20 protein-coding genes are annotated in these 24,277 nt (G+C 67.2%); all 20 read right to left on the bottom strand.

The genetic code is table 11. The annotated features are described in order from the left end of the window. Positions 1–98: 98 nt before the first annotated feature. Complete coding sequence (gene cobA, locus ACPP3B_RS06205) at positions 99–893, bottom strand: uroporphyrinogen-III C-methyltransferase (RefSeq protein WP_424860059.1); 795 nt, start codon at positions 891–893, stop codon at positions 99–101. Then, entirely contained in the window at positions 871–1,827 is a 957-nt protein-coding gene (gene ybiB / locus ACPP3B_RS06200) for a DNA-binding protein YbiB (protein WP_424860058.1), read from the bottom strand. Before ybiB ends, cobA begins: the two co-directional genes overlap by 23 nt. A gap of 43 nt (positions 1,828–1,870) precedes the next feature. Beyond that, on the bottom strand, positions 1,871–4,666 hold the full coding sequence (locus ACPP3B_RS06195) for a molybdopterin-dependent oxidoreductase (protein WP_424860057.1): 2,796 nt from the start codon (positions 4,664–4,666) through the stop codon (positions 1,871–1,873). Next, complete coding sequence (gene nirD, locus ACPP3B_RS06190) at positions 4,663–5,055, bottom strand: nitrite reductase small subunit NirD (protein ID WP_299018897.1); 393 nt, start codon at positions 5,053–5,055, stop codon at positions 4,663–4,665. Before nirD ends, ACPP3B_RS06195 begins: the two co-directional genes overlap by 4 nt. Before the next feature lie 20 nt (positions 5,056–5,075). Further along, positions 5,076–7,544 carry a nitrite reductase large subunit NirB gene (nirB, locus tag ACPP3B_RS06185; protein ID WP_424860056.1) on the bottom strand — a complete coding sequence of 823 codons (2,469 nt, stop codon included), beginning with the start codon at positions 7,542–7,544 and terminating at the stop codon, positions 5,076–5,078. Between the two features lie 19 nt (positions 7,545–7,563). Next, positions 7,564–8,370: an ABC transporter ATP-binding protein gene (locus tag ACPP3B_RS06180; protein WP_424860055.1), complete on the bottom strand. Its 807-nt coding sequence runs from the start codon at positions 8,368–8,370 to the stop codon at positions 7,564–7,566. Further along, positions 8,367–9,278: a nitrate ABC transporter permease gene (gene ntrB / locus ACPP3B_RS06175; protein WP_299018891.1), complete on the bottom strand. Its 912-nt coding sequence runs from the start codon at positions 9,276–9,278 to the stop codon at positions 8,367–8,369. The genes ACPP3B_RS06180 and ntrB overlap by 4 nt, the downstream gene beginning before the upstream one ends. 18 nt (positions 9,279–9,296) lie before the next feature. Next, a complete protein-coding gene (locus ACPP3B_RS06170) occupies positions 9,297–10,610 on the bottom strand; it encodes a CmpA/NrtA family ABC transporter substrate-binding protein (protein WP_299018889.1) in 1,314 nt (437 codons plus the stop codon). Between the two features lie 315 nt (positions 10,611–10,925). Further along, entirely contained in the window at positions 10,926–11,990 is a 1,065-nt protein-coding gene (locus ACPP3B_RS06165) for a nitrate- and nitrite sensing domain-containing protein (RefSeq protein WP_424860054.1), read from the bottom strand. Positions 11,991–12,073: 83 nt separating this feature from the next. Next, entirely contained in the window at positions 12,074–13,276 is a 1,203-nt protein-coding gene (gene pcaF, locus ACPP3B_RS06160; protein ID WP_299021719.1) for a 3-oxoadipyl-CoA thiolase, read from the bottom strand. A 67-nt stretch (positions 13,277–13,343) separates the two neighbouring features. Continuing rightward, complete coding sequence (gene paaZ / locus ACPP3B_RS06155) at positions 13,344–15,389, bottom strand: phenylacetic acid degradation bifunctional protein PaaZ (RefSeq protein ID WP_424860053.1); 2,046 nt, start codon at positions 15,387–15,389, stop codon at positions 13,344–13,346. A gap of 20 nt (positions 15,390–15,409) precedes the next feature. Further along, a complete protein-coding gene (locus ACPP3B_RS06150; RefSeq protein ID WP_299021716.1) occupies positions 15,410–16,171 on the bottom strand; it encodes an ABC transporter ATP-binding protein in 762 nt (253 codons plus the stop codon). Then, positions 16,168–18,051 carry an ABC transporter permease subunit gene (locus tag ACPP3B_RS06145; protein ID WP_424860052.1) on the bottom strand — a complete coding sequence of 628 codons (1,884 nt, stop codon included), beginning with the start codon at positions 18,049–18,051 and terminating at the stop codon, positions 16,168–16,170. The genes ACPP3B_RS06150 and ACPP3B_RS06145 overlap by 4 nt, the downstream gene beginning before the upstream one ends. Next, entirely contained in the window at positions 18,048–19,073 is a 1,026-nt protein-coding gene (locus ACPP3B_RS06140) for a branched-chain amino acid ABC transporter permease (RefSeq protein ID WP_424860051.1), read from the bottom strand. Before ACPP3B_RS06140 ends, ACPP3B_RS06145 begins: the two co-directional genes overlap by 4 nt. A 104-nt stretch (positions 19,074–19,177) precedes the next feature. After that, positions 19,178–20,326, bottom strand: a complete 1,149-nt coding sequence (locus ACPP3B_RS06135) for an ABC transporter substrate-binding protein (RefSeq protein ID WP_299021710.1) — start codon at positions 20,324–20,326, stop codon at positions 19,178–19,180. A 43-nt stretch (positions 20,327–20,369) separates the two neighbouring features. Continuing rightward, positions 20,370–21,467, bottom strand: coding sequence for a 1,2-phenylacetyl-CoA epoxidase subunit PaaE (gene paaE / locus ACPP3B_RS06130; protein ID WP_424860050.1), 1,098 nt, complete (start codon positions 21,465–21,467; stop codon positions 20,370–20,372). A gap of 26 nt (positions 21,468–21,493) precedes the next feature. Then, a complete protein-coding gene (paaD, locus tag ACPP3B_RS06125) occupies positions 21,494–22,048 on the bottom strand; it encodes a 1,2-phenylacetyl-CoA epoxidase subunit PaaD (protein ID WP_299021695.1) in 555 nt (184 codons plus the stop codon). Positions 22,049–22,058: 10 nt separating this feature from the next. After that, positions 22,059–22,859: a 1,2-phenylacetyl-CoA epoxidase subunit PaaC gene (gene paaC / locus ACPP3B_RS06120; protein WP_424860049.1), complete on the bottom strand. Its 801-nt coding sequence runs from the start codon at positions 22,857–22,859 to the stop codon at positions 22,059–22,061. Next, entirely contained in the window at positions 22,859–23,197 is a 339-nt protein-coding gene (gene paaB / locus ACPP3B_RS06115) for a 1,2-phenylacetyl-CoA epoxidase subunit PaaB (protein ID WP_299020277.1), read from the bottom strand. The genes paaC and paaB overlap by 1 nt, the downstream gene beginning before the upstream one ends. 47 nt (positions 23,198–23,244) lie before the next feature. Continuing rightward, positions 23,245–24,252 carry a 1,2-phenylacetyl-CoA epoxidase subunit PaaA gene (paaA, locus tag ACPP3B_RS06110; protein WP_299020279.1) on the bottom strand — a complete coding sequence of 336 codons (1,008 nt, stop codon included), beginning with the start codon at positions 24,250–24,252 and terminating at the stop codon, positions 23,245–23,247. Positions 24,253–24,277: the final 25 nt, after the last annotated feature.

Below are 24,277 nucleotides of genomic sequence, written 5' to 3'. Positions count from 1 at the left end.
CCCCGCTTTTCCTCCCTGAGCGGGTGCCTTTGTGTGTGACAGCATAAGGCTTGCAACCCCGGCCCTTTAGGTCGGGGTTCTTTTTTTGCGCAAGCGTGCTATGCCAGGGCTTGGCCTTTCTCGGATAGGCAGGATTGGGCGGTCGGCAAGCCACGCAACACGTCGCCCACAATGATCACGGCCGGGCTGCCCAGGCACTCGCGCTCGATCGCCAGGGCCAGGGCGTCGAGTGTGGTCACGACGTGGCGCTGCTGGGGCAACGAGGCGTGTTGTATCACGCCAACCGGTGTGTCGGCGGGCAAGCCCCCGGCCAACAGCTCCTCTTGTAAGCAGCGCGCCAACGCCACTCCCATGTAAATCACCAACGTCAAGCGGGCTGACACGCAGGTTTTCGCCAACGAACGCCAATCCGGCCCCGAACTGCCTGGGTGCGCATGTCCCGTGACCAACACCACACCGTGCGCATGGGCGCGATGCGTCCAGGGCACGCCAAGGCTGGTCGTCGCAGCCAAGCCCGCCGTGATGCCACTGACGACCTCGACCTGCAGCCCTGCAGCACGCAAGCGCTCCGCCTCCTCGCCGCCGCGGCCGAAGATAAACGGATCGCCTCCCTTGAGGCGAACGACGCGCTCTCCGCGGCGCGCCTCACGGATCATCAGCTGCTCGATGAAGTGCTGCGGCGTGGACGCACATCCGCCACGCTTGCCGACATAAATCTGGCGCGCTCCGGGTTGAGCGTATGCCAGCACACCCCGGCCCACCAAGTCATCGACCAACAACACCGTGGCCTGTGCGATCGCCTTGACCGCTTTGACCGTGAGCAACTCCGGGTCGCCCGGACCCGCCCCCACCAGAAAGACTGTCGGCTTCTCATGGACTGTGTGTGGCTGCATGGCCTGACTCCTCGGGTTGACAAAACGACTGCACCGCCCGTTGCAGCGCCCACACCTGCTGCCTCAGCGGATCCGGTGCGGGCATACGCCCATCGAGGACGTCTTGGATATACGCCGCCGTGGCACGCGCATCGCGGCTTGCGGGCAAAGGGGGAATACTGTCCAGCACCCCGTCTTTCGCCGGCACCGACCATGCACTGAGACGCCGCCCGGACAGAAAGACGTCCATGCGCGGTGTGCGGCGCGGGTCGGCGAAGGGCTCGCCTTCGGTGCCCCGCAGCAGCATCGCGTGGGCGGCGGTGGCCTGCAGGAACTGCGTCAGCAAGGCCCCGTACTCGGGGTGGGTGTAGTTCACGACACGCAGGCCTTCGCCCGGGTCGAGCAGCTTGGCCACGGTGTGACCGGGATTGCGCAGGCCGATGACCCAGCGCACGTCGAGCAATCGCGCCAGCGGCGGGCACAGATGCCCGGTGCGGATGTAGGCAGGCTCGCCACGGGCCCAGCGTTGCTGCAGATCGCCGGGGGTTTCGGCCGGCGCCAGGCCGAGGTGGCTGAAGATCTCGGCGGTGGTGACGCGGCCCGGGTCGTCGGGCATGCCATGCACCAGCACGGCCACACCCGCGCGCGACAGCATCAGTGCCAGCAGCGCGGTGAGGTTGGGCAGCTTGCGCGCGCCGTTGTAGGACGGCAGCACGACCAGGGGGCGGCCGGGGGCGATGGGCAGGCAGCGGTCTCGTGTGGCCTGCAAGAAGCCGGCCAGCTCCTCGACCGATTCGCCCTTGATGCGCATCGCGATGGCAAAGGCGCCGAGCTCGAGGTCGCTGACCCGGCCGTCGAGGACCTGGCACATCAGATCGTGGGCCTGCTCGCGGTTCAGCGAGCGGGCGCCTTCCTTGCCGCGGCCGATCTCCTTGATGTAGGGGGCGATGCTCATGAGGTCGTGCGTCGGGTGTCCGATCCAGGCAGGGGCCCCATTGTCACGCGGCCTGCAGGCTGGTGCGCACCAGCCGGCGCAGTTCGGGCACGCAGGAGCCGCACTGGGTGCCGCAGCGCCGTTCGGCCTGCAGACGGGCCAGGCGGTCTTCGGCGCTGCCCTGGCATTGCGCCAGGGTGGCGAGGATCTCGCCTTCCGTGACGTTCAGGCAGGTGCAGACCTGGCGGCTGCGCGGGGCCAGCGTTGCCGGCGGCTTGGCGCCGGGCGCGAGCAGGGCGCGGCCATAGGCCTGGGCGGGCCCTTCGTCTTGCAGCAGGGCGCGTACCCAGGATTCGGCGCGGGTGTCGCCGGCCAGCACGAAGGCTTCGAGCCGGGCGTCCTGGCGGCCGTCCCCGCGGGGCACCAGGCGCATCGCACGGCGCTGGCCCCGGCGGCGGTCGGCGTAGCGCAGCACCTCGGCGCCGGCCAGGCCGAGCTCCTCCTCGATGTGCGCGAGCCACTCGTCGCCGGGGGGCTCGACGGCGGCCGCCCGAAAGAGCACCCCCAGCACGCCGCGCTCGCTGGGCTCGCGCCCGAAAGGCACGCAACTGGCGTAGGCGAAGCGTGGCATCAGCTCGCGCAGGGCCGCGATGGCGCGATGGGCCTGGCCCACCGGCAGCCAGGCGGCCGCGAGCAGGGTCCACGGCAGTTCGGCCTTGAGCACCTTGACGGCCGCGTGCTTGAGTTCGGGCTGCTTGGATGTCGGGCAGAAGGCGGGGGTGGTCAGGGCATTGACGCCGGCCAGGCGCTCGCCGGTGCTGCTGGCACCGGAGAGGAACTCCTCGCCCCAGTGCATGGCCAGGAAGGCCTGGGACAGGCCCACCTGCTCGCTGCCTTGGACCGGCAGCACGATGGAGCCGCGCCGGGACGTGAGATGGACGAGGTCGCCGTCCTTCAGGCCACGCCGCGCCATGTCCTGCGGGTGCAGTTGCACGGCGGGCTCGCTCACATGACCGAACAGCCGCCCGAGCAGGCCGGTGCGGCTCATGCCGTGCCAGTGGTCGCGCAGCCGGCCGGTGGTCAGGCTGAAAGGGTAGCGGGCATCGCGCGGCTCGGCCAGGGGGGTGTAGGGCACGTCGGCAAAGCGCGCACGCCCATCGGGCGTGGGGAAACGCCCGTCCTCGTACAGCCGCGCGCGCGGGGCCTGGCCCTCGGGGCAGGGCCAGTGCTGCGGGCCCTCGTGCTCCAGCCGCGCATAGCTCAGGCCGGTGATGTCCAGGTCGCGCCCGCGGGTGGATTCGCGGTGCTCGTTCCAGATGGCTTCGGGAGTGTCGTAGGGAAAGAGCGTGGCCTGGCCGTTGCGGCGCGCGCTCCAGCGGGCTTCGAGCCGGTGTGCGAACTCGACCGCGATGCGCCAGTCGGCACGGGCCTCGCCGGGCGGCGCCACGGCGGAGCGCACGCGGCTGATGCGGCGCTCGCTGTTGGTGACGGTGCCTTCTTTTTCGCCCCAGGTGCTGGCAGGCAGCAGCAGATCCGCGTAGGCGCAGGTGGCCGTGGTGGCAAAGGCTTCCTGCACCACGACGAACTCGCAGCGCTTCAGTGCCGCACGCACGGTGGCCTGGTCGGGCAGGGACTGCGCCGGATTGGTGCAAGCGATCCACAGCGCCTTGATCTCGCCGCGGGCGGCGGCCTCGAACATTTCGACGGCTGTCTTGCCCGGCGTGGCCGGCACGTCGGCCACTCCCCACAGGCGGGCGACTTCGGCACGGTGCTGCGGGTTGGACAGGTCGCGGTGCGCCGACAGCAGATTGGCCAGGCCGCCGACCTCGCGGCCGCCCATGGCGTTGGGCTGGCCGGTGAGCGAGAAGGGCCCGGCCCCGGGGCGGCCGATCTGGCCAGTGGCCAGGTGAAGGTTGATGAGGGCGGCGTTCTTGGCGGTGCCGCTGCTGCTCTGGTTCAGGCCCTGGCAGTAGAGGGACAACGTCGCTCGCGATTGACCAAACCAGCGCGCCGCCTGCACGATCGCCTCGGCCGGCAGCCCACACAGCGTGGCCACCGCCCCCGGCGTGAACTCGGCCACGCGCTTCTTCAATGCCTCGAAGCCGTCGGTGTGGGCGGCGATGAAGGCAGGGTCGATCAGACCCTCCCAGATGAGCACATGCAACATCGCGTGAAACAGCGCCACGTCGGTGCCGGGTTGCAGCGGCAAATGCAGATCAGCGACTTCGGCCGTTTCCGTGCGGCGCGGGTCGGCGACGATCAGTTTGAGATGGGGGTTGGCGCGCTTGGCGTCCTCGATGCGCCGGAACAGGATGGGGTGGGCGTAGGCGGTGTTGGAGCCCGCGATGAAGATCACCTCGGCATGGTCGACGTCTTCGTAGCAGTTGGGCGGCGCATCGGCGCCCAGTGTGAGCTTGTAGGCCGCCACCGCACTGCTCATGCACAGACGCGAGTTGGTGTCGATGTTGTTGGTGCCGATCAGGCCCTTGGCCAGCTTGTTGAAGACGTAGTAGTCCTCGGTGAGGAGCTGCCCCGAGATGTAGAAGCCCACGGCATCGGGGCCGTGGCGATCGACGATGTCGCCAAAGCGGGTGGCCGCTTCGTCCAGCGCTGTCTCCCAGTCAATGCGCTGCGGCGGCTGACCCCGCACCGCGCGGCGCATCGGGTAGAGCAGCCGCGTGGCGGCGGCCACCGCCGGATCGGCCGTCAGGTGCAGCGTGCTGCCCTTGGTACACAGGCGGCCATGGTTGGCCGGATGCTCAGGGTCGCCGCGCACGCCGGTGATGCGACCGCCGTCGGACTCGATGATCACGCCGCAGCCAACCCCGCAATAGGGACAGGTCGAGCGGGTTTGCGTCATGGCTGCAACGCCTCTGGGCAATCGCATCGGGAACTGGCCGCCGCCGCCGACGGTTCGAGCCCCAGTGAGGCCAGTTCGCCGGCGTCCAGAAAAACCCGCCCATCTTCCACACGCACTTGGAACACAGGGGTCGATCCCTCGTCGGGCGCAACCGCACAGCCATCAGCCAAACCGATCGTCCAGTTGTGCAGCGGGCAGGCCACATGGGTACCGAAAACGATTCCCTGGCTCAGCGGCCCACCCCGGTGCGGGCAGCGATCGAGCAACGCAAACACTTGATCATCGGCGGTGCGAAAGACCGCCACCGCACCGCCCACGGCCCTTTGCACACGGCGCGCCCCCAGGCGCGGGATGTCCTCGATACGACAGACAGGTTTCCATTCGGTCATGGAAGCGCTCCTTTTCGGCATCACGCGCTCAACGGCTCAAACTGCCGCAGATCGACTCGCGCCTTTTCGAACTCGAACCAGGGATCGGGTTCGCCGTCCAGCGCATATTGCAGCTGCGCCCAAAGCTCTTTGCGGCCTGTGGCATCGTCCACGATGCGACGCTTGACGTAATCCACGCCGACGCGCTGCACGAAGTGCACCGTGCGCTCCAGATACCAGCCTTCGAGCCGGTAGAGCTGCAAGAACGCCCCGGCGTACTCCAGCACCTCACTGGGCGTGCGCACCTTGACCAAGAACTGCGCCACCTCCGTCTTGATGCCGCCGTTTCCGGCGATGTAGATCTCCCAGCCCGAGTCAACGCCAATCACGCCCACGTCCTTGATGCCCGCCTCGGCGCAGTTGCGCGGGCAGCCGCTGACGGCGAGCTTGACCTTGTGCGGGGCGTACATGCGCCACAGCGCGCGCTCCAGGTCCTTGCCCATTTGGGTACTGTCCTGGGTGCCGAAGCGGCACCATTCGCTGCCCACGCAGGTCTTGACCGTGCGCAGCGCCTTGGCATATGCATGGCCCGAGGGCATACCGAGATCGCGCCAAACGTGGACGAGGTCTTCCTTTTTCACGCCCAGCAGGTCGATGCGCTGGCCGCCCGTGACCTTGACGGTGGGGATCTGGTATTTGTCCACCACGTCGGCGATGCGGCGCAGCTCGTCGGCCGAGGTCTCGCCGCCCCACATGCGCGGCACCACTGAGTAGGTGCCGTCCTTTTGGATGTTGGCGTGGCTGCGCTCGTTGATGAAGCGCGACTGCGGGTCGTCCTGCGCCTCCTTCGGCCAGGTGGAGATCAGGTAGTAGTTCAACGCCGGTCGGCAGGTGGCGCAGCCGTTGGGCGTGCGCCAGTTCAGGTGGCGCATCACCGCGTCGATGGTGAGCAACTTGCGGCCATCGGCCAGCGGCGTGCGGATGGCTTGGCGCACCTCCTCATGGCTGTAGTCGGTGCAGCCGCACATCGCCTTCTGCTTGGGCGTCGCCGAATAGTCACCGCCGGCAACGAACATCAGCAGCTGCTCCACCAGCCCGGTGCACGAGCCGCAGGAGGCGCTGGCCTTGGTGTGCTTGCGCACCTCCTCTAGCGTGAACAGGCCCTTGTCCTTGATGGCCTTGCAGATAGTGCCCTTGGTCACACCGTTGCAGCCGCAGACCTCGTCGCTGTCGGCCATGGCTGCGGCCTTGTTGTGGCCTTCGTGGCCGGTGTCGCCGATGTTCGATTCGCCGAACATCAGCCGGTCGCGGATGTCGTGGACGGGCCGCCCCTCGCGCAGCAGCTTGAAGTACCAGGCGCCATCCACCGTGTCCCCATACAAGCAGGCACCCACGAGCCGGTCATCCTTGAGCACGAGCTTTTTATAGACCCCGCCATAGGGGTCGTGCAGCACGATCTCTTCCGTGCCCTCGCCGCCCATGAAGTCGCCGGCCGAAAACAGATCGATACCGGTAACCTTGAGCTTGGTCGAGACCTGCGAGCCAAGGTAGCGTCCGATACCGAACTGCGCCAAATGGGTGGCGCACACCTTGGCCTGCTCGAACAGCGGGGCCACCAGACCATAGGCGACGCCGCGATGCGAGGCGCATTCGCCCACTGCGTAGATGCGCGGGTCGGTGACGGTTTGCATCGTGTCGCTGACGACGATGCCGCGGTGGCAGTGCAGGCCGATCCGCTCGGCCAGTTCGGTGTTGGGTCGGATGCCTGCGGCCATGACCACGAGGTCGGCCGGCACCTCCGAGCCGTCCTTGAACTGCACGGCCATGACGCGCCCGTCGGGGCCGCCGATCAGGGCCTGGGTCTGGGCACCGATCAGGAACTTCAACCCCCGCTCCTCCAGCGACTTCTGGAGCATTTTGCCGGCCACCTCATCGAGCTGACGCTCCATCAGCCAGGGCGCGATGTGCACCACGCTGACCTGCATGCCGCGCAGCATCAGGCCGTTGGCCGCCTCCAGGCCCAGCAGGCCGCCGCCGATCACCACGGCATGCCGGTACTTCGCAGCCGCCTCGATCATCGCGTTGGTGTCGGCGATGTCGCGGTAGGCGATCACGCCATCGAGATCCCTGCCCGGCACCGGCAGGATGAAGGGGTTGGAGCCGGTGGCCAGCAGCAGGCGATCGTAGGCGGCCTCGGTGCCGTCCTCTGCACGCACGATGCGGCGGCTGCGATCGACTTCCACCACCTTCTTGCCCAGATGCAGGGTGATGCCGTTGTCCTCGTACCACGACACCGGATTGAGAATGATCTCCTCCAGCGTCTGCTCGCCCGCGAGCACCGGCGACAGCGCGATGCGGTTGTAGTTCGGGTGCGGCTCGGCACCGAAGACCGTGATCTCGTAGAGATCGGGCGCGATCTTCAGCAACTCTTCCAGGGTGCGCACGCCGGCCATGCCGTTGCCCACCAGCACCAGGCGCTGTCGGCGAAGGGGGTGTACCCGCATGTCCATACGAAGGCCTCCTGCATGTTCAATGGGCCACGGCCACGGGCTGGGCGTGGCGGGCGTAGAGGAAGTCCAGCACCGCCTTGCGGCAGCGCTGGTACGCGGGGTCGTCGGCCAACGCCAGCCGGTCACGCGGCCTGGGCAAGGGCACCGGCAACACCTCGCCAATCGTGGCCGCCGGGCCATTGGTCATCATGACGATTCGGTCGGCCAACAACACGGCCTCATCCACATCGTGCGTCACCATGACCACCGTACTGTGCGTCTGGGCCACGATTTGCATCAGCTCGTCCTGCAGACGGGCACGGGTCAGCGCGTCCAGCGCCCCAAACGGCTCGTCCATCAGCAGCACCTTGGGCTCCATCGACAACGCGCGCGCAATCCCCACGCGCTGCTTCATGCCCCCGCTGATTTCAGCAGGGTACTTTGACGCGGCATGAGCCAACCCCACCAAATCCAGTGCGGCCTGGGTTCGCTCCTGAAGCCGACGCTTGGGCTCCTGCTGGCCAAAGACCCGCTCGACCGCCAAATAAACGTTACCCCAGCACGTCAACCACGGCAGCAGAGAGTGGTTTTGGAACACCATCGCCCGCTCGGGTCCCGGGCCAACGACTTCACGGTTGTCGCACAACAAGACGCCTTGGGTCGGCCGCGTCAAACCGGCGATCAGATTCAGCAAGGTCGATTTGCCACAGCCCGAGTGCCCAATTAGGGCCACGAACTCCCCTCGCGCAATCGTCAAATCGATATCCCGTAAGGCGGTGAAAGGTCCACGTGGCGTGTTGAACGTTTGCTCAACACCCTGGATTTGGATATAGCGAGTCTCGTTCATGTCCGCACCTCCTCGTGCGTCAGCAGTCGTGCCAGACGGATCAGCAAGGCCTCCAACACCAACCCGACGAATCCGATCACGACGATGGCGATGATAATGTGTTCGACGTTGAGGTTGTTCCACTCGTCCCACACCCAAAATCCGATGCCGACGCCACCCGTCAACATCTCAGCGGCAACGATGACCAGCCACGCGGTTCCGACCGACAGGCGCACACCGGTCAACACATAGGGCAGCGTGGCCGGCAAGAGGATTCGCGTCACCACCTTCCATTCGGACAGGTTGAGCACGCGTGCCACGTTCAAATAGTCCTGGGGCACACGCTGCACGCCCGTCGCCGTATTGATGATCATTGGCCAGATGGAACAGATAAAAATCGTCCAGATCGCCGCCGGGTTGGCCGATTTGAAAACGAGCAGACCGATCGGCAACCAAGCCAGCGGGCTGACGGGCCGCAACAAGGCGATCAGCGGGTTGAGCATTGCGCTGAGCACCGCATAACGCCCGATCATGAATCCCAAAGGAATACCCACCAATGCTGCCAGCCCGAACCCCGTCCCAACGCGCTGCAAGCTGCTCAAGACATTCCATCCAATCCCCTGGTCATTGGGACCATTGCGGTAAAACGGGTCGGAAAATAACTTCGCGGCGGCATCGAAGGTCGAAGCGGGCGAGGGAAAGGGGCCTTGATCCCCTTTGGTCAACAAAGCCCAGATACCGACCACCAATGCGAGGCCGGCCAGGCCAGCGAACCCACGCCCCCAAAACCCAGCCAGCCGCGGCCGCAGAGGCGCACGACCCATGGCCGGGCCTTTCGGCAGCGTGTGCGATGGGACCGTCTGGCGAACCTCGCTGCGGTCTTCTGTGGGCGCCTCATCCAGAGGCAAATGAAAAATGGCGGCAACCATGACGTGCTCCCGGTGAAATCAGGCTTTGATGGCGAAGCTATCGGCGTACTTGGCAGGGTCTTTGCCATCCCATACCCTGCCGTCGATGAATTTGCTGCTGCGCAATGTGTCTTTGGGTACGCTGATACCCATGGCGGAAGCCACCGAACGATAGAGCTCGATTTGGTTGACCTGCTTGGCCACCGCGAGGTAATCGGGATGGCTGGTGAGCAAGCCCCAGCGCTTGTGTTGCGTCAAGAACCACATGCCATCCGACAAATACGGATAATTGACCTTGCCATCGTTGAAGAACTTCATGTGGTTCGGGTCGTCCCAGGTTTTTCCCAACCCATTTTGATAACGCCCAAGTATGCGCTGGTTGATCGTGTCGACACTGGTATTGACATACGCTTTTTGGGCAATCGTTTCCGCCATCTTCAGCTTGTTCGACAGGCTAGCGTCGATCCAGCGGCTGGCCTCGAGCACCGCCATCATCACTGCGCGTGTCGTGTTCGGGTATTTTTTTACGAACTCCGCCGTCGTTCCCAACACCTTCTCGGGATGATCGGGCCAAACATCCTGGGTGGTGTTGGCGGTGATACCAATGCCATCCATGATGGCGCGATGATTCCATGGCTCGCCGACACAAAAGCCATCCATATTGCCCACGCGCATGTTGGCAACCATTTGCGGCGGGGGCACGGTGATCGTCTTGACATCCCGAAACGGATGGATGCCATACGTCGCCAACCAGTAATAGATCCACATGGCGTGGGTACCGGTCGGAAAGGTTTGCGCAAAGGTATATTCACGTTTATTGGTGGCCATGTATTTGGCCAAGGACGGACCATCGATCGCGCCTTTGTCGGCCAACGCCTTGGATAGCGTGATCGCCTGGCCGTTGTGATTGAGCCCCATCAAAACGGCCATGTCCTTTTTGGGGCCGCCGACGCCCAGGTGGACGCCATAGACCAATCCATAGAGGACGTGGGCCATGTCCAGGTCACCGTTGACCAGCTTGTCACGCACGCCTGCCCAGCTTGCCTCTTTGGTGGGAACGATGGTGACACCGTACTTCTTGTCAAAGCCCAGCACGTTGGCCATGACGACACTGGCGCAGTCGGTGAGCGGGATGAAACCGATCTTGACTTCGGTTTTTTCCGGCGCATCCGAGCCGGCAGCCCACACCGGCAGATGGCCCAAAGCGGTAAATAGAGGGGCGCTGGTCAACGCTGCGCCTTGGCCGAGCCAGCGGCGCCGGGTGACACCCTGGGTTTGCGTGGCACCGTCGGCGACCTCGCGACAGGTGACGGACGACAACGCTGAAGACGAGTCGCGGGAAGGGGATGTCATGGTTACGGCTCCTGATCACTGATCAAAAAATTGGCACCCAAAACACGAACGGCGTCCGTCCCCTCAGGCAGGGGCCACTGCCAGGGCGAGGGACGCCGTTGTCCTCTCGATCGAACGCCACACTCGCAAAGCGTCCGTCGGCATTGACGGGTTTTGCGTTCGTTTGAGAATTAGCACAAAGCGTGCCAACCGATGCATGCCCCCCCGCTCAGAGGACAGACTGCGCGGCGGTTTTGTCGTGCGCTCGTCCGTCGCCGCCGGCGGCACTGCTGCGGTGCAACATAAGCACCAACGCAGTGCAGCGGGTCCCCCTAGTTAGGCACCACCCGACGCCGAAATCCAGCGCGCGGCCGCGGCCAGCGAAATGCGTCGGTCCATGGCCAAGCGTCGTAGCGCTTGGTGCGCCTGCGCTTCGGTGGCCCCTTGATCGATCAAAACCGCCTTTGCATGATCGATCCAATGTTGGTCTGCCAAACGCTGGCGAAGGGTCCGCAGGTCCTCGATGGGGGCCGAGGGCGCAGCCGGTCGCCGCGCTTGAGGCGCTGACGCGGGCACGGAGCGCGGCGCCGCCTTCTCCGTCGGCTCCTCTGCGTTGCCCCAAGCGGCATGCCAACGCAACTCTTCTTCGTGAAGCGCATCGATGCGCTGCGTACACGCCTCGAACCACGACTGAATGGCGCGCGCGGGCTCGCGCGGGCAGCCGCCGACGCTGAGCAGTAACGCACGCCAACGTTGCAAGTCGGCCGTCCACGGGCCGTCTTCCCTGGCGGGCAGCGCTTGTGTGCGCACCAGTGCAGCGCGCAGCTCGTCCTGGCGCTCGATCAGCGCCGCTAGCCACTGACGCTGGCTGTCATCAACGGGACACTCCCCCAACAATGCGCTGCCCACCGCGCGCTCTTGGCCGCACAGCTCCTTGTACCGGATGAGGGTCAACCAAATCGCGACGCGTGCGGCATCGGCCGTCTCACCCAGCACCCAGCCCAGCTCGGCCTGGACGTGCAGCATGGACGCAATGGCGCTGGTCCAACGCGACGTCGCGGCTGGCCAACCCAGCGCACGGTCGTCAATCTGCAAGCGAAGCCCTTGCAGGGCCGCTTGCGCGCGCGCGATATCGGCCACCGCCCCCCAAAGGGCCGGCCACGCCGCCGCCACTGGCTGCTCGGCCAGCGCGTCGATCGCCTGTTGCCACTCCCGCCAACGGGCATCGGCATCGATGCGGGCACGGCGGACGCCCGCTCGTGCCTCCGGGTCAGCCACGGTGAGCCAGCGATTGCTCCAGCCCCGCTCGCGCTGCGCATGATGGACCCATTGCGCCGAGACGCCGATGGCCTGCAGCACGTGGCCGATCCAGTGCAAATGGGCCCGCTGCGCTGCGTGCATCCGCTCGCAGCAACGCAAGAAAAACGGTTCGTGATCGGGTGATGGCACACCGGTGAGTAAGCAACCGGCGTGCCATTCGGCATTTAGACCCGCTCCAGCACCAGCGCGATGCCCTGCCCCACGCCGATGCACATGGTGCACAGGGCGTAGCGGCCGCCGATACGGTGCAGTTGGTTGACCGCCGTCGTCGCCAGCCGCGCACCGCTGGCCCCCAGCGGATGGCCGAGCGCGATCGCGCCGCCGTTGGGGTTGACGCGCGGGTCGTCGTCGGCCAGGCCCAATTGGCGCAGCACGGCCAGCCCTTGCGCGGCAAACGCCTCGTTGAGCTCGATGACGTCCATTTGATCGAGCGTGAGACCGGTGAGGGCCAGGACCTTGCGCGTCGCCGGGGCGGGTCCGATACCCATGATGCGCGGCGGCACACCGGCTACCGCCATGCCCACCACGCGCGCGCGCGGCGTCAAGCCGTGGCGTACCGCGGCCGCTTCGCTGGCCAGGATGAGCGCACAAGCGCCGTCGTTGACGCCCGAGGCGTTGCCGGCGGTCACCGTGCCGTCCGGTCGCACCACGCCCTTGAGCTGGGCCAACGCCTCCAGCGTCGTCTCGCGCGGATGCTCGTCGCGGTCGACGACGATCGGCTCGCCTTTTTTCTGTGGGATCGTGACGGGCACGATCTCCTGTGCAAAGAAACCCGCGCGCTGCGCGGCGAGTGCCTTGTGCTGCGACGCCAGTGCCATGCGGTCCTGATCTGCGCGGCTGATGCCGAATTCGGCGGCGACGTTTTCGGCCGTCTCGGGCATCGAGTCGACACCGTAGCGTGCCTTCATGAGCGGGTTGATGAAGCGCCAGCCGATCGTTGTGTCGTAGATCGCGTTCTGGCGCGAAAAAGCGGTCTCTGCTTTGGGCATGACGAACGGCGCGCGACTCATGCTCTCGACGCCGCCGGCGATCATCAGCTCGGCTTCTGCGGTCTTGATGGCACGCGCGGCGGTACCCACGGCGTCCAGGCCGGAACCACACAAGCGGTTGACCGTCGCCCCCGGCACGTCGAGCGGCAGGCCAGCCAGCAGCGCCGCCATACGCGCAACGTTGCGGTTGTCCTCACCGGCTTGGTTGGCGCAGCCCAGGATCACGTCACCGACGGCACCCCAATCGACCCGAGGGTTGCGCGCCATGAGCGCCGCGATGGGGATGGCGGCCAGGTCGTCGGTGCGCACGCTGGACAAGGCACCGCCGTAGCGGCCGATGGGGGTGCGAACGGCGTCGCAAATAAAGGCATGGGTCATGCGGGACTCCCGAAGGCAGAAAAACGCCCGAACGGCGGTCAGGCAAGGGGACCGAGGCCAGCGCGCATCACGCGCGCTTGGCCACCAGCGTCAGGATGTCGTAGCTGGCCACCAGCTCGCCGCGCTGGTTGGTCACTTCGACGTCCCAGGCCACCACGCCTTGGCCGCGCCCTTGCGCGTCGGTTTTCTGGCGGTCGATCTTGCGCTTGCAGGTCAGGCGCGCCTGGATCGTGTCGCCGATCGCCACCGGCTTGACGAAGCGCAGCGTGTCCAGCCCGTAGTTGGCCAGCACCGGCCCTGGCGCGGGGGAGACGAACAGGCCCGCCGCCGCCGACAGCACGAAATAACCGTGCGCGATGCGCTGGCCGAACGGCGAATCCTTGGCGGCGATGTCGTCGAAGTGCATGTAGAAGTAGTCGCCCGACAGGCCGCCGAAGGCGACGATGTCGGCCTCGGTGACGGTGCGCCGGTGGGTCAGCAGGCTCTCGCCCACGCGCAGGTCCTCGAAATGGCGGCGGAACGGGTGCACATCGGTCTCGATGCGCGCCGCGCCGCGCACGTACTCGCCGCTGATGGCGGCCAGCATGGTGGGCGAACCCTGCACCGCGGCGCGCTGCAGATAGTGCTTGACGGCACGCAGGCCACCCAGCTCCTCGCCGCCGCCGGCACGCCCGGGGCCACCGTGCTTGAGGTGCGGCAGCGGCGAGCCGTGGCCGGTGGACTCCGGCGCAGCCTCGCGATCCAGCACCAGCAAGCGGCCGTGCCAGGCGGCCGCCACGGGAATCGCCCGGGCGGCGATCTGGGGGTCGCGCGTGACCAGCGTGCCGACGAGGCTGCCGCGCCCGCGGGCGGCCAGCGCCAACGCTTCGTCGAGGTCATCGTAGGGCAGCAACGTGCTCACGGGCCCGAAGGCCTCCACGTCGTGCACCGCGTCGTGGCGGTGCGGGTCGCGGCTGCACAGCAGCGTGGGCGGAAAAAACGCCCCCTGCTCGGTGCCCTCGCCCACGGGCGCAAAGTTCGGCCCACCGTCCCACACCACCTCGGCACCTTGGCGCAACAGCGCCACGCGTTCGGCCACGTCGCGCTGCTGCGCGTGTGACGCCAGCGCACCCATGCGCACCGCCTCCAACGCCGGGTCGCCAACGACCACCTTGGCCAAGCGCGCGCACAGGCGTTCGGCCACCGCATCCAAATACCGCCGCGGCACCAGCGCACGGCGGATGGCGGTGCACTTCTGCCCCGCTTTGACCGTCATCTCGCGCACCACTTCCTTGACATAGAGGTCGAACTCCTCGTCGTCCGGCGTCACGTCGGGCGCCAGGATGGCGCAGTTGAGCGAATCGGCCTCGGCGTTGAAGGGAACGGCATGCTGCACCAAGTGGGGGTTGGCGCGCAGCCGCGCTGCCGTATCGGCCGAGCCGGTAAACGTCACCACGTCGCAGCCTTGCAGGCGGTCGAGCAGATCACCCGTGGCGCCGATGACGAGCTGCAGCGCACCCGCGGGCAGTAGGCCGCTGTCCATGATCAGGCGCACCAGCGCTTCCGCCAGGTAGCTGGTCGCGGTGGCCGGTTTGGCGATGCAAGGCATACCGGCCAAAAACGTTGGCGCAAACTTCTCGAGCAACCCCCAGACGGGGAAGTTGAACGCGTTGATGTGAACCGCCACACCACCGCGCGGCACCAGAATGTGGGTACCGGCAAAATGCCCCTGCTTGCCCAGTGGCACCACCGGCCCCTCGTGCCAAAGATTGCCGCTGGGCAGTTCGTTGCTGCCCAGGCTGGCGTAGGCAAACAGCGTGCCGATCCCGCCCTCGATATCGATCCAGCCGTCGGCGCGCGTGGCACCCGTGTGGGCGGACCAGGCATAGAGCTGCTCCTTGCGCTCGGTCAGAAACTTCGCCAGCGCCTTCAGACACGCCGCGCGCTGCTGGAAGTCAAGCCGAAGCAGCGCGGGCACGGCGCGGCGGCCGTGCTCGAGCGCTTCGGCAAAATCGATCGCCTCGGCATGGGTGGCGGCCACAGGCGCGCCGTTGACGGCACTGCGCAGCACTTGGCTGGGAGACTGGCCGATCCAGCGGCCGGCGATGTGGCTTTGCAAAACGGGAGGGTTCATGGACAGCGGCAACGAAAGGTTCAGGAAGCGGCGGGCGCGGCGGCGCGCTGGCCACCGAGTCCGAGATAGGTTTCGATGATGCGGCGGTCGTGCAACAGGTCCTCCGCGTCGCCTTGTAGCGCCACGGCGCCCATCTCGAGCACGTAGCCCCGGTCGGCGATCTGCAGCGCCGCGCGCGCGTTTTGCTCGATCAGCAGCACCGACACACCCACCTCGCGCAGACGCGCGACGGTGCTGAGCACCTCGCGCACGATCAACGGCGCCAGCCCCAGCGAGGGCTCGTCGAGCATCAGCAGCCGCGGCTTGGCCATCAACGCACGGCCGATGGCCAGCATCTGGCGCTCCCCACCCGACAACGTGGCTGCCATCTGGGCACGGCGCTCGCGCAGGCGCGGGAAGATGGCAAACACCTCTTCCATGCGCTCGCGCTGGGTGCGGTCGCCACGGCGCCAGCGCGCGAATCCGCCCAGCAGTAGGTTGTCCTCGACCGACATCTCGCCAAACAACTCGCGCTTTTCGGGCACCAGCGCCACTTGGCGCGCGACCATGCGCTCGACGCTGGGGCGGGACACCACCGTACCCTCGACGGCCAGCGTGCCGCGCGAAGGCAGCAGCCCCATCGCGGCATTGAGCAGCGTGGTCTTGCCCGCACCGTTGGGGCCAATGACGGTAACGATCTCGCCCTCGTGCACATCCAGGTCCACCTGGTGCAGCGCCTCTACCGGGCCGTAGGACACGCAAAAGCCGCGCAGCTGCAACAGTGGGGTCCTGAGCGCGGTCATGCGGCATCTCCCGCGGGCAGATCGTCACCCAGATAGGCCGCCAATACGCGCGGGTCGCGCTGCACCTCGGCCGGGGTGCCACGCGCGATCACGGTACCAAAGTCCAGCACCGTGATGCGGTCGGCCAGGTTCATGACGAATTCCATATCGTGCTCCACGATCAGGATGCCGAGGCCCTCACGGCGCAACTGGTCGAGCAGGCGCGCCAGCGCCTGCTTCTCCAAATGGCGCAGGCCGGCTGCCGGCTCGTCGAGCAACAGCAGCGCAGGCTGCCCCGCCAGCGCGCGCGCAATCTCGACGATGCGCTGCTGCCCCAGCGGCAGCGAGCCGGCCGGTGTCTCCGCATGCTCGGCCAAGCCGCAGCGCTCGATCTGGCGCATCGCCTCGGCCAGCAACGCGGCCTCCTCACGCCGATCCAGACGCAGCATGCTCGCCAGCCAACCGCTTCGGCCCCGCAGATGGGCACCCAGCGCCACGTTGTCGAGCACGCTGCGCTGACCCAACAGCCGCACGTGTTGAAACGTGCGGCCCAGCCCGCGCGCGGCGAAGGCCCGCGAGGGCTGCCCCGTCATCGGCTCGCCCAACAGTCGCACCTCGCCCTCGGTCGGATCGTCCACGCCCGAGATCATGTTGAAAAACGTACTCTTGCCCGCGCCGTTGGGGCCGATCAACGCGTGCACCTCGCCGGCGCGCACATCGAGCGAGACCTGCGCGTTGGCCACCAGGCCACCGAAGCGCTTGGTTACCTCGCGCGCCTCGATGAGCACGGTGCCGGGCGGCGGCAGTGCCCGGCTCGGCAAGGCCGTGGGCGCAGGAAGCCGCCGCGGTGTCGGCCGCACCCCCAGGCGCTGCGCCCAACCGGCGAGCGTCGGCCACAGCCCGTCGGCGTAGCGCTGCAGCGCCAGCATCATCAGCAGGCCAAAGACGATGATTTCGAAATTGCCGCTCATGCCAAACAACTTGGGCAGCCAGTCCTGCAACTGCTCTTTGAGCAGCGCAATCAGGGTCGCGCCCAGCACCGCGCCCCACAGGTGGCCCGATCCGCCGACCACGGCCATGAACAGGTATTCGATGCCGATGTTGAGGTTGAACGGCGTCGGGTTGACGAAGCGCTGCAGGTGCGCGTAGAGCCAGCCCGACAGGGCGGCGAGCAGCGCCGCCAGCACGAACACCCGGATGCGCTGGCATGCGGTATCCACGCCCATCGACTCGGCCATCAGGCGCCCGCCCTTGAGGGCACGGATGGCGCGCCCCTGACGCGAGTCGAGCAGGTTGTGCGCCGCCCAAATCGCCAGCAACAGCACCGCCCAAATGACGATCCCGAGCGCCCGCGGGTCGGCCAGCGACCAACCCATCACCGTCAGCGGCGGAATGCCGGTCAGCCCGGTGTGCCCCCCCAGAAACGCGAGGTTGCCGAACAAAAAATACAGGCTCAAGCCCCAGGCGATGGTGGCCAGCGGCAGGTAGTGCCCGCCCAGGCGCAGCGTGACCGCCCCCAACCCCCACGCCACCAGGAGCGTGAGCACCAAGCCCAGCGCCAGCCCGACCCAGGGCAGCGCCTCGGCAGGCACGCCCGACAACGCCGCCGCCACCTCGGGCGCGGTGCACACCCAGGCGGTGGCGTAGGCGCCCAACCCGACGAACGCGGCTTGGCCAAACGAGGTCATGCCCCCGACCCCGGTCAGCAGCACCAGCCCCAGCGCGACCAGCGCGTGCAGACCGATGTAGTTGAGCAGCGTGACCGTGAAGTCGGGCAGCGCTCCCCAAGCGGCGGCCAGCGCGAGCACGAAGCCGACCGTGACCCGGCGCGGGGTGAGCAGAGGCGCGGACGTCGGCACCGACGCGCCGGTGGTGGTCGTGGTGGACTGGGGCGCACTCATTCCTCATCCTCCACATGGTGGCTGCGCAGCGAACGCCACAGCAGCACCGGAATGATCAGCGTGAACACCAGCACCTCCTTGAACGCGCTGGCCCAAAAGGACGCAAAGGCCTCGAGCTGCCCCACCAGCACCGCCCCCAGCAGCGCCACGGGGTAGCTGGCCAGCCCGCCGATGATGGCGGCCACGAACCCCTTGAGGCCAATCAGAAAACCGGTGTCGTAGTAGATCGTGGTGATGGGCGCGATGAGCAGGCCCGAGACCGCGCCGATGAGCGCCGCCAGCGCAAAGCTCACGTCGCCCGAGAGCTCGGTCGGGATGCCCATCAGGCGGGCGCCGACGCGATTGATGGCGGTGGCCCGCAGCGCCTTGCCCAGCAGCGTGCGTTCGAAGAAAACGAACATCGCCCCCACCAATGCGACCGTCACCCCCAGCACGACCAGTGACTGGCCACTGACGGGAATGCCGCCCAGCTCGAAGCGCGCCTCGGAAAACGCTGGCGTGCGCGAGCCTTCGGCACCGAAAAACCACAACCCCAGCCCCATGAGCACACCATGCAGCGCCACCGACACGATCAGCAGCACCAGCACCGTGGCGTGCGCCAGCGGCCGAAACGCGAGGCGGTAAATCAGTGGCCCCAGTGGCGTGACGACCAACAGCACGGTCAGCGCCTTGCCCAGCAGCGACTCCGGCCGCCACCACACCGCCAGCGCTGCCAGCACGGGCAACACCCCGCACCACAAGGCGGTAGACCACCAGTCCACCGCCGCACCGCGCTGCAGGCGCCACAGCTCCAGCACCAGCGTCACGGCCGCCAGCGTCCACAGCAGCCACAGCGTGGCCGGGGTGCCGCCGGCCTGCAGCACCGCCATCGTCAGCGCGCCATAGGCCACGAGTTCGCCCTGCGGCACGAAGATCACCCGCGTGACGGAAAACACCAGCACCAACGCCAGCGCCATGAGCGCGTAGATGGCGCCATTGATGATGCCGTCTTGTGCCAGAAAGAGCGCGATTTGCCCATCCATGCGGTCATACCCCACCACCGGACGCGCGCGGCGTCGGCTTGGTCAGCGATAACGAGGAGGGCCGCACCGGACGCGTGGCGCGCGCCCGGTGCGGCCGGCGAGCGTCAGGGCTGGTACTTCCAGGTCCCGTTTTCCACCTTGACCATGACACGGGCACGCTGGTCCAGCCCCAGGTGGTCGGTGGGCGACATGTTGAAGATGCCGTGCGCGCCGGGCACGTTCTTGACGTTTTCCAGCGCATCGCGCAGGGCGGCGCGGAAGGCCGGGGTGCCGGGCTGGGCTTTTTTCAGCGCTTCGGGCGCCGCCGCGGCCAGCAGCAAGCCGGCATCCCAGGCATGGCCACCAAACGTGCTGACCGTTCCCTTGCCATAGGCGGCCTCATACGCCTGAACGTAGGCCAGCGCCGATTTCTTGACCGGGTGGTCGTTGGGCAACTGCTCCGCCACCAGCACCGGGCCTGCGGGCAGGAAGGTTCCCTCGCAGTCTTTGCCGCACACGCGCAGGAAGTCGTTGTTGGCCACGCCGTGCGTCTGGTAGATCTTGCCGCCGTAGCCGCGCTCCTTGAGCGTCTTTTGCGGCAGCGCCGCCGGCGTGCCCGAGCCCGCGATCAGCACGGCATCCGGGCGTGCCGCGACGATCTTGAGCACCTGGCCCGTCACCGACGTGTCGGCGCGGTTGTAGCGCTCGTTGGCCACGATCTGCAGCTTCTTCAAACCTGCGGCCTTGACGAACTCCTGATACCAGCCCTCGCCATACGCGTCGGCAAAGCCGATGAAACCCACCGTGCGCACGCCGTTGTCGGCCATGTGGCTGGCGATCGCCAGCGCCATCTGGATGTCGTTTTGCGGCGTCTTGAACACCCAACGCCGCTTGGCGTCGACCGGCTCGACGATGCGCGCCGACGCAGCCATCGAGATCATGGGCACCTGCGCCTCCGCGACCACGTCGATCATGGCCAACGAGTTGGGCGTGATGGTCGAGCCGATGACGATGTCGACTTTGTTCTCGCTGATGAGCTTGCGCGTGTTGGTGACGGCCGCGGTGGTGTCACTCGCGTCGTCGAGGATGATGTAATTGACCTTCTGTCCGGCGATGGTTTTGGGCAGCAGGCTGAAGGTATTTTTCTCGGGGATGCCCAGCGAGGCCGCGGGGCCGGTGGCCGAGACGGTGACGCCGACGTTGATGTCGGCCCAGGCGGCCGCTGACAGGCCGACGGCAGTCAGCAGGGTCAACAAGCGTTTGGGCAAAAGCATGGGAGGTCTCCTCTGGTTGGGGTGGGGTCAAAACGGTCGGGTATCAGCGCTCGTCGAAACTCAGCACCAGCCGCTCGGTGGCGGCGTGCGCCTGGCAGGTAAGCACGAAGCCGCGCGCCACCTCATCATCGGTCAAGCCGAAGTTCTTGTCCATGGTCACGCGGCCCTCCAATACCCGCGCGCGGCAAGTGCTGCACACGCCGCCCTTGCACGAATACGGCAGGTCGAGCCCCGCCTCCAGTGCGGCGTCGAGCACGGCCTCACCAGCGGCGATCGGCACCTCGTGCTGCTTGCCGTCGAGCACGATGGTGGCGTGCGCCGCGGCGTGCTGCGGGCGGCGCTGGCCCGCCGCGTCGATGTCGGCCTGCACCTTGGCGGCCTGCGCGGCACCGGTGGTGAAGCGCTCGGTGTGGATGCGCTGCGGCGGCACCCCGGCGGCGAGCAACGCCTGCTCGGTGGCCTCAATCATGGCCTCGGGGCCGCAGATGAACACTTCGTCCATGCTGGCGGCGGGCAGCAGGGCGTCCATGATGGCGCGCACCTTCGGGCCATCGAGCCGCCCTTGCAGCAGATCGACCTCTTGCGCCTGGCGCGATAGCACGTGGATCATGGTGAAGCGATCCGGGTAACGATCCTTCAGGTCCTGCAGCGCCTCGTTGAACATGATGGTGGCGGTGCGCCGGTTGCCGTAGACCAGCGTGAACTTGGCCTGCGGCTGCTCTTCCAGCGTGCTGGCGGCGATCGACAAAATGGGCGTGATGCCCGAGCCGGCCGCAAAACCCACGCGGTGCAAGGCGCGCGGGCGCTGCACGGTAAAGCGCCCTTGCGGCGGCATCACCTCCAGGCGCTGGCCCCGGCGCAACTGGGTGGCCGCCCAGTTGGAAAACCGTCCCCCCTGCACCGGACGGATGCCGATTTCCAGCTCGCCCTCGCGCGCCAGGCGCGAGCGCGGACAGCAGATGGAATAGTTGCGGCGCAGCTCCTCGCCGTCCAGGCGGGTGCGCAGCGTCAGGTACTGGCCCGGCTCGAAACGAAAGGTCTCGCGCAGCGCGGGCGGAATGTCGAACGCGACCGCGACCGATCCTGCGGCCTCAGGGCTGACACGCTTGACGGTGAGTTCATGGAATTGGGCAACGCTCATGCCACCCTCGGCAGTCGTTAAAGGGGTCAATGGGGCTTGAAATGGTCGAACGGCTCGCGGCAATCGAGACACTGGTACAGTGCCTTGCACGCCGTGGAGCCGAAGCGCGAGACTTCGCGCGTGTGGGTCGAGCCGCAGCGCGGGCACGCGACGGGCTCGGGCGCGCGGGGCACCAGGCGCACGACGTGCTCGCTCGCCGTCGCACCCGTGCCCGCGCCGTCAACGCCACAGCGGCCGGGGGGCGCGATGCCGTAGGCGCGCAGTTTTTCGCGCGCGGCATCGCTCATCCAGTCGGTGGTCCAGGCCGGGGCCAGCTGCGTCGTCACGCGCGCGGGCACGCCCAAGCGTTGTAGCGTGGCGCGCACATCATTGGCGATCTGCGCCATGGCCGGACAGCCGCTGTAGGTGGGCGTGATCACCACTTCGACCAATGACGGGTCGTCGGCGGCCGGCCGCACGTCGCGCAAGATACCCATCTCCGCCAGCGTGACGACGGGGATTTCGGGGTCGGTCAGCGCGTCGAGCGCCGCGCGCACACGGGCGAGCACCCCGGGAGCGACGGGAGCGACCGCGGTAGTCATCACGCCACCCTCACCAGACCGCGCCCGGATGGGCGCGCGCAACGCACTGCATCTCACCCAGCAGGTAGCTCAGATGCTCGGAATGCAGCCCTTGCTTGCCCTGCGGCACATAGCCCACGTCGCTCGGCACGCGCAGCGTCGCCTCCTGCAGCGTGGCCTCGACGGTGGCACGCCAGACGTCCCGCACCTGGGTCGGATGCACGCCAACACCGGCCTCGACGGCCGCCTGCTCGAGGTCGCTATCGGTCCAGAACTCCTGCGTGTACGGCATCAGATGGTCGAACGCGGCCTGCATGCGCGCGTGCGACACGTCGGTGCCATCCCCCAGCCGCACCACCCATTCGCTGGCGTGGCGCAGGTGGTAGCGCGCTTCCTTGAGCGATTTGGCGGCGATGGCCGCCAGCGGCGCGTGCGCCGACGCTTGCAGCGCCTCCCACAGCGGCACCATCAGCGCGCTGTAGAGAAAGTTGCGCGCCAGCGTCACGCCCCAGTCCATGTCGCCCTGCGCATACCCGACACGCGGCAGGCTGGCGGGCAGCTCCAGCAGCACATAGTTGCGAAAGTCGGGCGCGTCGCGGAAGTACGCCAGCGTGTCTTCGGTGGCATCGCCCCCTTGCAGGCGCGCCGCCTCTTGATACAGCAGGCGCGCCTGGCCGATCAGGTCCAGCGTCTGGTTGGTCAGCGCCAGATCTTCTTCCAGCACGGGGCCCACCCCGCACCACTGGCTGTTGCGCTGCCCCAGCACCAAGGCGTTGTCCCCCAGGTGCAGCAGGTAGTCCACGAGCGCGTTGTCGATCGCGACGGCGTTCATCACATGTGCCCCACTTCGTCCGGGATCTCGTAGAAGGTCGGGTGACGGTAGATCTTGTCCGCCGCAGGCTCGAAAAACTCGCCCTTGTCCGACGGGCGGCTGGCCACGATGGCGCTGGAGGGCACGACCCAGATGCTCACCCCCTCCTGGCGGCGGGTGTAGATGTCGCGCGCCATCTGCAGCGCATGCTCGGCGTCGGCGGCGTGCAGGCTGCCACAGTGCTTGTGCTCCAAGCCCTGTTTGCTGCGCACGAAGACTTCCCACAGCGGCCAGTCCTTCAGCGCCGGGGTGGCTTTGGTGGGCGCGTTCGCGCCCTCAGGGGTGGCGGGGTTGCTCATCGGTGGTTCCTTTCCTCGCTCGGGTCGATGACGGCGGGTGCGGCCGCTCAGGCCGCCGCCCGCAGCGCACGCTCGCGCTGCTTGCGCGCGTGCGCCAGCGCGCCCTCGCGCACCCAGGCGCCGTCCTCGTGTGCCTTGATGCGGGTGCCCAGGCGCTCCTTGTTGCAAGGGCCGTGGCCATTGACGGTCTGCCAGAACTCTTCCCAGTCGATTTCGCCGAAGTCGTAGTGTCCGCGCTCGGGGTTCCACTTGAGCTTGGGATCGGGCAGCGTCACGCCCAGCACCTCCGCCTGCGGCACGGTGGCGTCGACGAACTTTTGCCGCAACTCGTCGTTGCTGATGCGTTTGATGCCCCAGCGCATGCTCTGCTCGCTGTGCACACTGGCGCTGTCCGGGGGGCCAAACATCGCCAGGCACTTCCACCACCAGCGGTTCACCGCGTCTTGCACCATGTCGCGCTGCGCTTGCGAACCGCGCATCATGGTCAGCAGCAGCTCGTAGCCTTGGCGCTGGTGAAAGCTCTCCTCTTTGCAGATGCGAATCATCGCGCGCGCATACGGCCCGTAGCTGCAACGGCACAGCGGAATCTGGTTCATGATCGCAGCGCCGTCGACCAGCCAGCCGATCACGCCCACGTCGGCCCAGTTCAGCGTCGGGTAGTTGAAGATCGAGCTGTATTTGGCGCGACCGGTGAGCAACTGCTCGATCAGCTCGGCGCGGCTCACACCCAGCGTCTCGGCGGCCGAGTACAGGTACAGGCCGTGGCCGCCTTCGTCTTGCACCTTGGCCAGCAGGATGGCCTTGCGCTTGAGGCTCGGCGCGCGCGTGATCCAGTTGCCCTCCGGCAGCATGCCCACGACCTCGCTGTGCGCGTGCTGGCTGATCTGGCGAATCAGCGTTTTGCGATATGCCTCGGGCATCCAGTCCTGCGGCTCGATGCGGCCGTCGGCGTCGATGCGGGCCTGAAAGGCCTCGAGCTTGTCCGCCGGTTCGTCCGGCTGAATCGGCTGGACCTTGGCGCTTGGGTCGGGGATGCTCAGGGCTTGCGTGTACATGGCAGTCTCTCCGGTGGCGGCGGCG

Source organism: Tepidimonas sp. HKU77, from assembly GCF_049728535.1.
Lineage (GTDB): Bacteria > Pseudomonadota > Gammaproteobacteria > Burkholderiales > Burkholderiaceae_C > Tepidimonas.
The sequence above is the reverse complement of the archived record's forward strand: the minus strand, read 5'-3'. Positions and strand labels throughout refer to the sequence as shown.